Genomic DNA, 13,561 nt, shown 5'->3' with positions numbered 1-13,561 from the left:
GATTATGGTAATGCTCATTATCCTATATCATAGCTTATTTATCCGAAGAATTCAATAAATTTTACCATTATAGTTTCTCATAGTATTTATAAACTGTGGTTATATTCTATTCTCTTGATATGATTTGTTGTTATTATACAAATCTTTTTCTTGTCAGAATGGGATTGGTACAGTAGACTTGAGGTAGGTATTTTATAGGAGTTGAGAAAGGTTCTATGATTCATCAGATATGGATGCGAGGCAAAACGGTAAGGGGCATCAGGCATTTCTACCGCAATACTAATACCGTACGGCAACCGGTGCAGATTCACATCCATGTTCAAGCTGCACCTCACCGTCACATCCATGTGCCGGTGCTGCCTGATATTGTACGAAATGCCAGGTGCCTCTAACCGTTTGCTTCAAGCATCCATATTCTGATGAATCATAGCTTTTTCACTCTCACCTATATAACGAGCCAATTAACTTATCAATTTGCAAGGAGGATTTTCAAATGCCATTTATTAACATGAAAACTACTGCTACTTTAGATATTGCAAAAAAAGATGCCCTGTCCAAGGAGCTCTGCATCATCACCAGAGACTGTCTCGGCAAAGGTGAAAACTGGGTGATGACCGGGTTCGAGGGGAATGCTTCTCTTTGCTTTCTAGGAAGCACCAAAGACATTGCTTATGTAGAAGTGAAATGCTACGGTTATCCGACCAAGCCGCAGATGAATCTTATGACAAGAAAAGTCTGCACGCTCTTAGAAAATGAGCTTGGTATTCCGAAGAAACGAATCTATGTTGCTTACTTCCCGACTGAAGACTGGGGATGGAATGACAGTAACTTCTAGGGGACTAGAAAAGGCATATCACACTGCTATCTATTGTCGTGTGATATGCCTGGTTTTTTGCCTTTTTCTATGGCAACCCTATCTTATGATTTCCAATCCCAGTCCTCTAAAAAGCTCATCAGTTCATACCAGTTATCTACCGGCTCCCAGATTATAGCCTGCTTATTCTTTGACTTGATGCTTCCTACAGTATAAACTTTTTCGTTTTCTTTTTTCTCTTTATAAAACTTCCATACGAGTCCATTTGTATAAATCACTTTTCCATAAGAATTAAGGTGTCCTTCTATCTGCTCTGTTATCTCCATATTATCATACGGTCGTTTTGCTTCTATGCACCCATATTTAGCTGCATCTCGACTTTTCTTCCTTTCCAGCACAACAAAATCCGGGAAACCTGCTTCCCCTTCTAAATTCTTTGATAATTTGCTTTCTGCTAATTTGTGGAATACTATGAAGTCCAAAAAGATATCCCAATACCAGCTTCTAAAGATGGGCATTGATAATAAAACTCTGGATGGATTAAAACACAACAAAAATATTACTGTACTCACCTTGGAAAAGCTCTGCACCATTATAGGATGTACTCCAAATGATATTATTGAATTTAAATAGAGCGATACACCTTTGTCGATGTACCGCTCTATTTATGATATGAAGCTATCTCATTTTCCTATATTCCATTTTACCACAAATCATATTTTTCCATGGTTTCCGCATTTCTGAATTCGTGCTTCTCATAGTAGCCAATCAGCTTTTCTTCGGCATCCCTTAAAGCAACCATATACACATCTTTATTCTGCTTCACGTTATGGGAGGTATAGATGAGATTGTGGCTTTCATCTGCTGCGAACCAGTCGATTACCTGCTGGATGCGTTTTTGCGATTCTTCATTATGGCAGTTTAAAAGGCTTCTTCCAACAAGGCTTTCACCGCCCCATTTCTCATAGCTTTTTACGGCAGTTGGATTCATATAAATAATTTCATGCTTTAAATTACATATCACAACAGAACAACGGTCCTGGTCAATGATGCTTTTAAAATATGCTGCGTTAATGTCTGTCTGCATGGTTATGCTCCTTTTCCTTCTGTTCTTTCATTTTCCATATTGCCATAGGATGACTACAAATATTATCTAAAATTATTTTATCATCAAACAACAACTCTGGTCTATACTCTTTTCTTTCAAATGCCTCTAAATATTCTCTTTCTTCTGGTGTCAACATCATAAGTTCCTGTATATATGTTTTTGCCTTCTTCTTTCTCTCTTCCAGATTAAAATTATCTTTCTTCCTCAAAACCGGAAACAAATCTCTCCTGATTTTCGTAAAATTCAAGCCATCAATTGCAGATGTGTCAAAATTCCTGTTAATTACTTCTGCTGATACTGAAGCATAAAATATAATACATTTTCGTAGAAGAATTTCTTCCTCTTTTCCAAATAAACCATATGTTATCATATTATTGAAATCATATAAGTTCCTCGCTGCAGCCCTGCTCATTAATGCATTTGCCTTGGCAGCAAAAATTTCCATCGGATGTAATGTTCGAATCATCACATCTTCCTGAAACATATCCGTCACAATCCTCCGTTTTGTCGGTTCAAACAAATGTGACCGCAAGAAATAATTGATTTCCACCTTGATATTATCCCTATTTCCGCCTGCATTTTGATACAAAAACAAAAATGCATCTAAACTATGGCTATATCTTGATGATTCAGACCGGTAATACCCTGATTCTTCCATATATTCACACAATTGTTCCGTAATCTGTTTTCTATGCATCTGCGTATCATCTTTGGATAAGTTCGGAGTAAAATCTAAATCAATATCTACTGACAAACGTGGCAGATTGAATATTGTCATATTAATTGCAGTACCGCCTTTTAACGCTAAATGCTCCCTTAAATACGCATCACTGTTAATATATTTCAAAACTTCTTTCAACCGTAGCACTTTTTCAAATGTATCTCTGACAAATCCTGCCTGTTTTGCCGCTTTTTCTAATTCAATCTTATTATATGCTATCATCTAACACCCCATTTTTCATGCCATATATATCATTTGGAACAACCAGCTTCCAACTGTTATCATATTTTCCACCCGTCATTTCCTTCGTCAGATATCGCTTACTTTTCCCGATTTTTCCCCTGCAAAATTCAAAAAAATCATCACTTAATCCGAGTTTATTTTGATACGCCAAAAGCAGGTACCCTGTCTTTTGATACAGGAACTGATTATGATACGCTTGCAGATACTGTAACAAACGTTTTTCCTGTAAGTATGTCACTGCTTCTATATCTGCTATTACCTCCTCAATGCCGGCTATTTTGTCCATATCTTTTATACTGTCAACAACTGTCCTCTCCTTAGTTGTCACCCGTATACCACCACTGTACATAATCTCTTCAATACCGATATCACACTTCGAGGCAATATAGCAATAATTATAGCCGTCAAATTCAAACTCTTTAAATGGTGTTTTAGACGAAACATATATATCATAATACACCTGGTCACCCATGCCATAATATTCCATTGCTGTATGATGCGATATATATGATGATTCCGTAATAGCACATCCTATCTGGTACTTGTTTGCAACAGGACTATCTGTTTCTCCACTTATACAAGTGTACATATTCTTTTTTATCCGAACAATGCGCCCCTTATTCAACAACCGTCGAACTGCTGAACAGGCTGATTCCATATTCTGATAAAACTGATTCACATCATTTAATGTAAATACCGGCTTTTTTAACAGTTCATAATATACATCCATAAATGATTAACCTCATTTTTCTTTGATTATTTACTATAATATCTCAATTAACATTTTAATTCAAGTTTATTTTTTTGTTTAAATAGTTTGTTTTTAAACAGTATTGTTGTTTTTTTAAACTCTTTCTTTTCAAAATAGAGCGATACACCTTTGTCGATGTACCGCTCTACATATAGACTATTCGTGCTTTAAATTACATATCACAACGGACCAACGGTCCTGGTCAATGATGCTTTTAAAATATGCTGCGTTAATGTCTGTCTGCATGGTTATGCTCCTTTTCTTTCTGTTCTTGAATTTCTATTATGCCTTGCTTAATATTCCTTTTCTATTTTTCCCTCAATTCCATACATTTTCCGGAATGTATCAAGGTCTGCCTCATTTTTTATCAGCATTATTTCCTCTATTTTTCCTGTATGGATATCTTTAAAGCCCGCCACCTGTTCTCCATTGCAGATGCTGGCTTTTATAATAGGCTTCTTGTTCATTTTATCATAGGGCAATGGTGTGGATTTTTTCTTGAATATTCTCATATAACCTTACTCCCTCTTTCCTTACATTCTCATAAAACGGATATGCTTCACTCCATTTGCGGAAATGTTCATCATTCTTTGTTATCGGCTTAATATCCAGGTCATTATCCATATTAAAATCGAATGTCGCATAAGATAACTGATGCTGATATTGCTTCATTTCCATATCTGTTATGTCAAGCAATATCATGATATCAATATCTGAATCTTCTTTAAAATCCCCTCTGGCGTATGAGCCATACAAAATCACTTCCTGCAAATGTGTTCCATATATTTTTTTAATTTCTGCTATATATTTATCTAACAATTCTTTCATGCTGTATGACATCATTCTCACCTCATTTTCTATGAATTTATAACAATATCTATTTGTTGCAATTTTATTCTATTATAACATACCTGCATTTTTTCAGGCAACTGTCTGTTCCTTGTATACAAAAAATCCGTGGCTTGTACATCTCGCACACTCCACGGATTTTCTAAGGTCTTATCTTATTTCTTCTCTTTGGTTTCTTTTGCTTCTACTGCTTCTTCCGGTTTTTCGATTGCTGCAATTGCTGCTTTCTGCATTGGGATACGGCAGTTTCTGTTGCTTCCAAACTCAACGATAACAGTATCATCTTCAGATACGTCAATTACGATTCCGTAGAAACCGCTGGTTGTCAGTACGGTATCACCTACTGCTAACTCTGACATCATCTGCTCTTTCTTCTTTGCTTCTTTCTTCTGTGGACGAATCATGAAGAAGTATACGAATACAACCATAATTACTACCCACATAATAATGCTTCCCCAGGCCTGTGCCTGCTGTGATGCTAAAATAGACATTTCTTTTCCTCCTGAATTACAACTTAAGTTCATAAAAAACATTGTACACAAAAAGACTGCGTTTCACAAGTATTTTCCCGATATTTCATTCTTTTTTTAGATTTGTGCCTCTTTTTCCCGGTTTATCTGGTTCATACCATAGAGTTTTTCCTCTTTGTATGACTTGTAGCTGCCGGCATCGATGGCGTCTCTGATTTCTTCCATCATAGTGTTGTAGAAATACAGATTGTGTAATACGCAAAGACGCATACCAAGCATTTCCTTTGCCTTTAATAAATGGCGGACATAGGCTCTGCTGTAACGGCGGCAGGTCGGACACTGACAGCCTTCCTCGATTGGGCGCATATCCTTTTCATATTTCTTATTGAAAAGATTAATCTTTCCCTGATTGGTATAAAGATGTCCATGGCGACCATTACGGGTCGGATATACACAGTCAAAGAAATCCACGCCACGGTCTACTGCCTCTAAAATATTTGCCGGAGTTCCGACACCCATAAGATAGGTTGGTTTCTCAAGTGGCAGATATGGAACGGTCTGGTCTAAGATATCATACATCTCTTCGTGGGTCTCGCCTACCGCAAGTCCACCTACTGCATAGCCATCTAAATCCAATTCACTGATTCGCTTTGCATGGTCAACCCGGATATCCGGATAAATGGCTCCCTGGTTAATTCCAAACAGCATCTGATTTTTATTAATGGTATCTTCCAACCCATTCAGTCTTGTCATTTCCGCCTTACAGCGTGCCAGCCAGCGGGTTGTTCTGGCTACGGATGCCTCTACATATCCACGGTCAGCCAGTGCCGGTGCACATTCATCAAATGCCATGGCAATGGTGGATGCCAGATTAGACTGTATCTGCATACTTTCTTCCGGTCCCATGAAAATTTTTGCTCCATCAATGTGGGAATGGAAATAGACTCCCTCTTCTTTGATTTTACGGAGTCCTGCCAGTGAAAATACCTGGAATCCACCGGAATCGGTAAGGATTGGTTTGTCCCACACCATGAACTTGTGCAGTCCGCCCAGCTCTTTGATTAATTTATCTCCCGGACGTACATGCAGATGATAGGTATTGGATAATTCCACCTGTGTCTTAATCTGCTCTAAGTCTTCGGTAGAAACAGCTCCCTTTATGGCAGCGACCGTTCCTACATTCATAAACACCGGGGTCTGTATATCACCATGTACGGTATGAAAAATGCCCCTCTTTGCTCTTCCATCCTGTTTTAATAATTCGTACATATAATCTCCTGTTTCTGTTCTTTTTACAAATACTATCCTAGCATACCTTGTTTTCGCACTTTTTGCAACTGTGGGATTGCCAGTATCTGAAAAATCTTCTATAATAGAGTCTGACTTTTTTACAAAAACAAATCAGGAGGATGCTATGGCAGGCTCAACTATTGGAACTAACTTTAAAATTACAACCTGGGGAGAATCACACGGATCAGGAATCGGTGTCGTAATTGACGGCTGTCCTGCCGGACTTTCCCTTTGTGAAGAAGATATACAGACCTATTTAAACCGGCGTAAACCGGGACAATCTGCTTTCTCTACCCCGCGAAAAGAGGATGATGCAGTACATATTCTTTCCGGTGTCTTTGAAGGCAGAACCACCGGAACTCCAATCTCACTGATTGTGGTAAATGAAAACCAGCATTCCAAAGACTACCGTGAGATTGCTTCCTACTATCGTCCGGGACATGCTGACTTTACCTTTGATGCCAAATACGGTTTCCGGGATTACCGTGGTGGCGGACGTTCTTCCGGCCGTGAGACTATCGGACGTGTGGCTGCCGGTGCGGTTGCCGCAAAGATTTTAAAGGAACTTGGCATTGAGATTCTCACCTACAGTAAGAGCATCGGTCCCATCACCATTGACGAAACCAGATTTGATGCTGCAGAAATTACGAAGAATCCGCTCTATATGCCGGATGCAGATGCTGCTGCAAAAGCTGCTTCCTATCTGGAAGAATGCAAAGCCATGCAGAACTCTGCCGGCGGTATTATCGAATGTGTTATTACCGGTGTTCCTGCCGGAATCGGTGACCCGGTATTCGAAAAAATCGATGCAAATTTAGCCAAAGCAATTTTCTCCATTGGTGCTGTAAAAGGCTTTGAAATCGGTGATGGATTTGCAGTTGCTGCTGCTACCGGACTTACCAACAACGATGCCTTTGTAACGGATGAAAACGGTTCTGTCACAAAAGAAACCAACCACGCCGGCGGTATCTTAGGCGGCATGAGTGATGGCTCGCCGATTGTATTCCGTGCTGCCATCAAGCCGACTCCTTCCATTGCTTCCACCCAGAAGACCATAAATAAAAACGGCGAGGAAATCGAAATCAATATCAAGGGACGTCACGATCCGATTATCGTTCCAAGAGCTGTTGTGGTTGTCGAATCCATGGCTGCCATTACTATTTTCGATGCCATGCTTTCTAACATGAGTGCCCGGATGGATGGCATCAAAGATTTCTACCAGAAATAAAGGTTTCTATCAGAAATAGCAAAATCCCTGTCTGCTACAAGTCACAAACTCAGGTGACCTTCCGCTGACAGGGATTATTATTATTTTCTACGCCTGCATTTTGATTAGAATCTCATCAAAGATAGCTGAAGCCACTTCATCCTTCGACATAATCGGAAGCTCTTTTTCTTCTGATTCTGTAATCAAAGTTACCACATTGGTATCGGTACCAAATCCGGCTCCCGCTATCTTAAGATTATTGGCAACAATCATATCAAGCTTCTTCTTTTCTAACTTGGCTTTGGAATTTTCTTTCAGATGCTGTGTCTCCATGGAAAATCCACACAGGAACTGGTTTTCCTTCCGGGCAGAAATGGTTCCCAAAATATCTTTCGTGCGTTCCATTTCCAGCGCCAGTCCACCATCGGCTTTTTTTATTTTCTCATCCGCAACGGTCTTTGGGCGGTAATCTGCTACTGCTGCAGCCATGACTACAATATCCTGTTCTGCAAATGCATCTGTAACAGCCTGATACATCTCTTCTGCCGTAACCACCGAAATTGTATTTACAAAAAAAGGCTTTTCAAGGCTGGTCGGTCCGGTGACCAGTGTTACCTCTGCCCCTCTTCTTGCCGCATTCTTTGCCAGTGCATAACCCATTTTTCCAGTGGAATGGTTGGTCACATAACGTACCGGGTCAATTGCCTCCTGGGTGGCTCCTGCTGTGATGAGAACCTTCTTTCCTGTCAGGTCTTTCTCACAGGCAGCTTCCTGCAGAATATATTCTAACAATTCTTCCGGTTCCGGAAGTTTTCCCCTTCCGGTATCGCCGCAGGCAAGATAGCCTGAGGATGGCTCAATGATGTGATAACCATATTCTCTTAGCTTCTTAAGATTATCCTGTGTTACCGGATTGTCAAACATATGTGTATTCATTGCCGGGGCAAGATATATCGGAGCCTCACAGGCTAACATGGTAGAAGTGAGCATATCATCTGCAATTCCGTGTGCCAGCTTTGCAATGACATTTGCAGAAGCCGGAGCAATCATCACCACATCTGCTTCCTGTGCCATGGCAATATGTGCCACATGATATCCGCTGTTGCGGTCAAAGGTATCGTCAATTACCTTATTTCCGGTCAGTGTCTCAAAGGTAACCGGTGATATAAACTGCTCTGCATTTTTCGTCATAATTACATGCACATCTGCGTGCTGCTTTACCAGCATACTGGCAAGCGAAGCCGCTTTATATGCTGCAATACTGCCTGTCACTGCCAGTAATATATTCCTGCCCTTTAACATATGAATTACCTCCTGTGTACTTTATTCAATACCATTCCAATTGCGGCTACCAGAACGGCTGCTACAATCGCTTCTATAATTCCATTAAAGCTGATAACACCAAGGATTACACCCATAACTGCGCCCGGTTCAATACTCAATGCATTGGCATATGCCTCTTTATAGAAAATATAAATCATCGGCATTACAAGCAGTGTATTGGTCAATGCACCGGTCACGCCGGCATAGACATAACCCAAGAATCTACCATCCTTCTTTCTTCCGGTCAATTCCATTACAATAAAATAAATAACTGCTGCAGCTGCACCTGATACCCAGCCAATCATTTCCTTCGAATCTGTTGTCAGCATTTTAGCAAAGAACGCATGGATACCAACCAGTAAAAGTACGCTGATTACAAGATTACTGATTACCTTTGCAGCCTTTGCATGGCTGGATGTGGTTAATTTTACAATTCCACGATATACGAAATATGGGATGATACCTACTAAAATTCGTGGTACAAAACAGATAATGGTACTCTTTACCACTCCTGCTGCGCCATCGATGCTGCTTGCCAGTATCGGTGAAAATACAAATGCTGACATTGAAGTTGGCATCAATGTATTTTTAATAAAACTGGTTAATCCAAATACAAATCCCAAAAAGGCACCTTTTTTCGGTCCGCAGAAAATTGCACCTAAAATAACCGGTATATGGATAATCGTTGCATTAATTACTACTAAAGGAATAAATCCTAACGGGGTAAATGCCATTACGACAATAATGGCGGTAAATAAAGCTGTCAGAACCAGCTCATAAGATTTTGGGATACTTCTGTCCCTGGTAAAAGCTACGTTTTTTTCACTCATAGTCTCTTCCTCTTTTCTTGAATTTTCTTTTTCTATTTTCTTTTTTCTCCGCATTTTAAGGCTTTGCGGCCAAGCACTTCCATTGATAGCCTCCGGACCGGTAGGCTTCAACCGTGTTATTCTATCATAATTTTTCCAAAAAAGAAAGATGTCGTCTGTTATTTTTTTAACAAACGACATCTTTTTACCCTTTTTACATGAATACCGAAAAATGCCTGGTTAAAGCATGTTTTCTGCAGTTCGCTTTTAACTTAGTTTATGGATATAAATACAATTCGGCTTGTCTACCGGAATCGGCTTCTCTTCCATCAGAATGTATTTCTTCTCATAATCCACCTTAAACATGGTAATCTCATTGGTCTCATTATTAAGGCTCATGAAATGCATTCTGTCCGGACAGATACCAATCATTTTCGGATAATCACCACTGATTTTCGAATTACACATCATGGTAAGACATCCACTCTCTTTATCAATTTCATAAATCGATACGGAGTTTGCACCTGCATTACTGCAGAATAAATATTCACCATCCATTGTCACTTCCAGACCGGATGCAGCACAGACATCAGCTTCCTTCGGTGTGGTCGTTGTAATGGTCTGAACCTTCTCGAAATGCGGCTGGTCATTTTCTAACGTATAGGAAAATACCTCTATCTGATTCAACAGCTCATAGAGAATATAAGCAAATCTTCCATCACGGCTGAAGCGAATCATATGCGGTGCAGATTCCAACGGACAACGGATGATATCTGCAAGCTTCATCCTGCCATTCTCATAGTCAATCCGGTAAATCTTTACATGATCTAATCCATTATCCACTGCACACAAGAACTTCTCGTCCGGTGTCAGCTTCACGCAGTCTACATGTGGCTTGGAGCTTCGCTCTGCAATGGTCCGTCCCATTCCCTTATGAAAGATACCGTCTGCGATTTCTCCGATGCTGCCGTCTTCTTCCAACTTCATCATGGTCACTCTGCCATCATGATGACCGCCTACGAAAAGATAACGGTTCTTACTGTCCACTTCCACATAACAGCCACGCATACCGCCAATCCACTGCTTGTTCATTGGCTCAAGGTCTCCGTCCGGCAGAATGTGAAATGCTTCCACGCCTTCATCTGCGATGGAATATAAGAATCTGCCATCCTTCGATACCAGCAAATCGGAAGGATTATTGATGGGAACCACTTTCCGTTCCTTCATTTCTCCGCTTTTTGCATCCAAATCATATAAATGGATTCCGATACTGTTCTCATGGGTATACGTTCCGACATAAACAACATACTTTTCTTCCATAGGTCATTCCTCCTGTCTGCGTAAAATATCATACATCTCCAGTTCCTGTCCTAAATCAATGTAAAGCACCTGTTTTGGATGTGGTGCTGATTCCATTTCGTTTCCATCTTCGTCCACAATCCGTTTTACGGTAACCGGAATATTTCTTCCATCCGGTTTCATGACTTCAATCTGTTCCCCTACGGAGAATTTATTTCTCTGTTCAATTCGATATAATCCCTCTTCGTTGCGTTCTCCTACAATTCCAAGGTAGGTATACTCTTTGATATAAGTGTTATTATCGTAAATCTGGCTCTCTTCCGAAGGCTTTCCAAAGAAAAATCCGGTGGTAAACTGGCGATAAGTACAGTTAGAAATCTGTTCTAAATACCAGTCCATATTTTCTTTATATTTCTCCGGTGAGGTAAGATAATCATCAATGGCTTTCCGGTAAGTACGTGCTACAGTAGCAACATAAAGTGCTGTCTTCATACGTCCTTCTATCTTAAAGGAATCAATACCTGCCTCAATCAGTTCCGGGATGTGCTCAATCATGCACAAATCCTTGGAGTTAAAAATATAGGTACCACGTTCATTTTCATAAACCGGCAGATACTCTCCCGGACGTTTTTCCTCTACCACTGCATATTTCCAGCGGCACGGATGAGTGCAGGCTCCCTGGTTGGCATCTCTTCCGGTAAAATAATTACTTAAAAGACATCTTCCGGAATAGGAAATACACATTGCTCCATGCACAAATGTCTCGATTTCCATTTCATCCGGAATATTTTTGCGAATCTCAGCAATCTCTTTTAAAGAAAGCTCTCTTGCTGTTACCACACGCTTTGCGCCCTGGTTCCACCAGAACTGATACGTTCCATAGTTGGTATTATTGGCCTGGGTACTGATATGACGCTCGATTTCCGGGCAGATTTCTTTTGCAATGGTATAAATACCCGGGTCGGAAATAATCAGTGCATCCGGCTTGATTTCCTTTAACTGGGTAAAGTACTCTCTTACACCTTCCAAATCCCCATTGTGAGCCAGTATATTTGCTGTTACATAAACTTTTACGCCATGCTCATGGGCAAACTGGATGCCCTCTGCCATATCCTCCATGGAAAAGTTTTTTGCCTTCGCACGAAGTCCAAATACTTCTCCGCCGATATATACGGCATCTGCTCCATAAATGACTGCAATTTTTAATACTTCCAGACTGCTGGCTGGAATCAGTAATTCTACCGGTCTCATTGATTTATTTCTCCTAATATTTCAATCTGTATCATCTATTTCTTAATACTAATGGTAACACCGTCTCCAATCGGAAGCACCGATGTGGTAAGACTGTCATTGTGTGTCAGTTCATAAAGATATTCCCGCATTCTCTTATGAATGGTCCGGTTTCTTCTGGTTACTGCATAATGGGATTCGATAATATCTCCCTCCTGCAGCACATTGTCAGATACCAGTAATGCACCAGGCTTCATCAGCCGAAGAATATCCGGCAGGAAATTGATATACTGTCCCTTTGCCGCATCCATAAAAAGAAAATCATAAGGATCTTCTAACGTCTTTAACACCTCTGTGGCATCTCCCGGAATCAGTGTGATTTCTTTCTCTTTTCCGGCACGTTTGAAATTTGCCTGTGCAATAGGAATTCTTTTCTCGTAATTTTCTATAGTTGTAATCCGGCATGGCACCGGATTATATTCTTCCATCAGAAGTGCAGAAAATCCTACTGCAGTTCCCACTTCCAAAATCCGCTCCGGCCGCTTTAATGCCAGCATGGATTTTAAAAAGCTCTGCATTTCCTTACGGATAACCGGCACATAATTCTTCTTTGCCTCTGCCTCAATTTCCTCTAAAAGCGGTGTATTTCCACTGTCTAAGGAATTGATATACGTTACTAATCGTTCCTCTACTATCACGTTGTACCCTCTGTATCTTTTTCCGAAACCGGTGACATGGCTTCCATCATTTCTTTCGCTGTCATGGAAGTATTCAGCGTATATATTCCCGGTTTGATTTTTTTAGAATACGCAGAAAGCTTTAACTGCACTGCAAAAAGCCTGGCATCACGGATAAGTCCTTTCTCCTCTAACATACTTCCAATATCACTACCGGACATTCCAGCCTCTATCTGAACCACAATATCCTTGCCATCACCGGATGACACCGGCTGCTCTGTATACACGCGATATCCGAAATCATATGCATAGCTTCCTGCCTTAAAAAGTACAAAAATCACCAGTACAACAACAAGAACAGAAAAACTGATTCGGACAATTTTCATCACAATCTTACTGGCACTCATCGCACAACCTCTCCATTATCTTTCGTTTACAAAACCTACTTCAAAATTCAGGCCACCAACCAGTCTGAAATTAATTTTCTGCAGCAGACGGCAGAATGCAAGCTCTGCTGTCATAAATTCTTCTGCAACCGGATTCTTGCGGATATCTATATTTTCCCGCTCCAGATGGTCTACTTCCCAGAACAGATCCACATTTTTACTGTTCTGGATCTGGTAATTCTTCTGGCGGAATGCAAATACAATCTGCTCTAATTCCGGATTCGCATGCAGCTTATTCTTTGCTTCCTGATAACGCTTATATTCATTGGTATCCTGAATTGCATTTACAAGTTCTGTTACCTTATCTTCTACTACGCTCATGTT

General features: G+C 40.3%; 19 protein-coding genes. 3 read left to right on the top strand and 16 right to left on the bottom strand.

Annotated features, from left to right (window positions below):
* Positions 1-279: 279 nt before the first annotated feature.
* The gene (locus OCV43_RS03565) at positions 280-405 is read right to left on the bottom strand and encodes a hypothetical protein (RefSeq protein ID WP_262623428.1); all 126 of its coding nucleotides are present in this window, start codon (positions 403-405) and stop codon (positions 280-282) included.
* Between the two features lie 88 nt (positions 406-493).
* On the opposite strand from OCV43_RS03565, the gene OCV43_RS03560 reads away from it, so the two are divergent.
* Positions 494-835 carry a phenylpyruvate tautomerase MIF-related protein gene (locus OCV43_RS03560; RefSeq protein WP_022243052.1) on the top strand — a complete coding sequence of 114 codons (342 nt, stop codon included), beginning with the start codon at positions 494-496 and terminating at the stop codon, positions 833-835.
* A gap of 83 nt (positions 836-918) precedes the next feature.
* Here the strand turns inward: OCV43_RS03560 and OCV43_RS03555 are convergent, their stop codons facing one another.
* Positions 919-1,332 (bottom strand): hypothetical protein, encoded by a 414-nt coding sequence (locus tag OCV43_RS03555; protein WP_262623474.1) that lies wholly within the window; start codon positions 1,330-1,332, stop codon positions 919-921.
* Between OCV43_RS03555 and OCV43_RS13970 the strand changes: the two genes are divergently transcribed.
* Entirely contained in the window at positions 1,286-1,447 is a 162-nt protein-coding gene (locus OCV43_RS13970) for a helix-turn-helix domain-containing protein (protein ID WP_118056774.1), read from the top strand. The two genes, OCV43_RS03555 and OCV43_RS13970, sit on opposite strands and share 47 nt — an antisense overlap.
* A 70-nt stretch (positions 1,448-1,517) precedes the next feature.
* Here the strand turns inward: OCV43_RS13970 and OCV43_RS03545 are convergent, their stop codons facing one another.
* From OCV43_RS03545 to tgt, 7 genes are all read right to left on the bottom strand, one after another.
* The gene (locus OCV43_RS03545; protein WP_022243054.1) at positions 1,518-1,901 is read right to left on the bottom strand and encodes a PAS domain-containing protein; all 384 of its coding nucleotides are present in this window, start codon (positions 1,899-1,901) and stop codon (positions 1,518-1,520) included.
* Positions 1,885-2,865, bottom strand: a complete 981-nt coding sequence (locus OCV43_RS03540; protein ID WP_227700179.1) for a nucleotidyl transferase AbiEii/AbiGii toxin family protein — start codon at positions 2,863-2,865, stop codon at positions 1,885-1,887. The genes OCV43_RS03545 and OCV43_RS03540 overlap by 17 nt, the downstream gene beginning before the upstream one ends.
* Complete coding sequence (locus OCV43_RS03535; protein ID WP_022243056.1) at positions 2,852-3,616, bottom strand: type IV toxin-antitoxin system AbiEi family antitoxin domain-containing protein; 765 nt, start codon at positions 3,614-3,616, stop codon at positions 2,852-2,854. Before OCV43_RS03535 ends, OCV43_RS03540 begins: the two co-directional genes overlap by 14 nt.
* Positions 3,617-3,930: 314 nt before the next feature.
* Positions 3,931-4,149 (bottom strand): aspartate dehydrogenase, encoded by a 219-nt coding sequence (locus tag OCV43_RS03530; RefSeq protein ID WP_118172662.1) that lies wholly within the window; start codon positions 4,147-4,149, stop codon positions 3,931-3,933.
* On the bottom strand, positions 4,109-4,465 hold the full coding sequence (locus OCV43_RS03525; RefSeq protein WP_331494963.1) for a nucleotidyltransferase domain-containing protein: 357 nt from the start codon (positions 4,463-4,465) through the stop codon (positions 4,109-4,111). The genes OCV43_RS03530 and OCV43_RS03525 overlap by 41 nt, the downstream gene beginning before the upstream one ends.
* Positions 4,466-4,641: 176 nt before the next feature.
* Positions 4,642-4,977, bottom strand: a complete 336-nt coding sequence (gene yajC / locus OCV43_RS03520; RefSeq protein ID WP_022243061.1) for a preprotein translocase subunit YajC — start codon at positions 4,975-4,977, stop codon at positions 4,642-4,644.
* Positions 4,978-5,073: 96 nt separating this feature from the next.
* Entirely contained in the window at positions 5,074-6,225 is a 1,152-nt protein-coding gene (gene tgt / locus OCV43_RS03515; RefSeq protein ID WP_117840953.1) for a tRNA guanosine(34) transglycosylase Tgt, read from the bottom strand.
* A gap of 145 nt (positions 6,226-6,370) precedes the next feature.
* On the opposite strand from tgt, the gene aroC reads away from it, so the two are divergent.
* The gene (gene aroC / locus OCV43_RS03510; RefSeq protein WP_262623427.1) at positions 6,371-7,474 is read left to right on the top strand and encodes a chorismate synthase; all 1,104 of its coding nucleotides are present in this window, start codon (positions 6,371-6,373) and stop codon (positions 7,472-7,474) included.
* A gap of 87 nt (positions 7,475-7,561) precedes the next feature.
* On the opposite strand, the gene coaBC is transcribed toward aroC, so the two are convergent.
* The 7 genes from coaBC to OCV43_RS03475 form a co-directional block, all read right to left on the bottom strand.
* Positions 7,562-8,755, bottom strand: coding sequence for a bifunctional phosphopantothenoylcysteine decarboxylase/phosphopantothenate--cysteine ligase CoaBC (gene coaBC, locus OCV43_RS03505; protein ID WP_262623426.1), 1,194 nt, complete (start codon positions 8,753-8,755; stop codon positions 7,562-7,564).
* A gap of 5 nt (positions 8,756-8,760) precedes the next feature.
* The gene (locus OCV43_RS03500; protein ID WP_262623425.1) at positions 8,761-9,606 is read right to left on the bottom strand and encodes an ECF transporter S component; all 846 of its coding nucleotides are present in this window, start codon (positions 9,604-9,606) and stop codon (positions 8,761-8,763) included.
* 246 nt (positions 9,607-9,852) lie between these two features.
* Positions 9,853-10,905, bottom strand: a complete 1,053-nt coding sequence (locus OCV43_RS03495) for a lactonase family protein (protein WP_262623424.1) — start codon at positions 10,903-10,905, stop codon at positions 9,853-9,855.
* Between the two features lie 3 nt (positions 10,906-10,908).
* Positions 10,909-12,135, bottom strand: a complete 1,227-nt coding sequence (locus OCV43_RS03490; protein WP_262623423.1) for a peptidase U32 family protein — start codon at positions 12,133-12,135, stop codon at positions 10,909-10,911.
* Positions 12,136-12,170: 35 nt separating this feature from the next.
* Positions 12,171-12,812, bottom strand: coding sequence for an O-methyltransferase (locus tag OCV43_RS03485; RefSeq protein ID WP_117697016.1), 642 nt, complete (start codon positions 12,810-12,812; stop codon positions 12,171-12,173).
* Positions 12,809-13,198, bottom strand: a complete 390-nt coding sequence (locus OCV43_RS03480; RefSeq protein ID WP_022243069.1) for an endolytic transglycosylase MltG — start codon at positions 13,196-13,198, stop codon at positions 12,809-12,811. The genes OCV43_RS03485 and OCV43_RS03480 overlap by 4 nt, the downstream gene beginning before the upstream one ends.
* Positions 13,199-13,213: 15 nt before the next feature.
* Positions 13,214-13,558 (bottom strand): YlbF/YmcA family competence regulator, encoded by a 345-nt coding sequence (locus OCV43_RS03475; protein WP_227709435.1) that lies wholly within the window; start codon positions 13,556-13,558, stop codon positions 13,214-13,216.
* Positions 13,559-13,561 lie beyond the last annotated feature (3 nt).

Source organism: Roseburia amylophila (assembly GCF_025567465.1).
GTDB lineage: Bacteria > Bacillota > Clostridia > Lachnospirales > Lachnospiraceae > Roseburia_C > Roseburia_C amylophila.
Note: the sequence above shows the minus strand (reverse complement) of the source record. Positions and strands in the feature narration are given on the sequence as shown.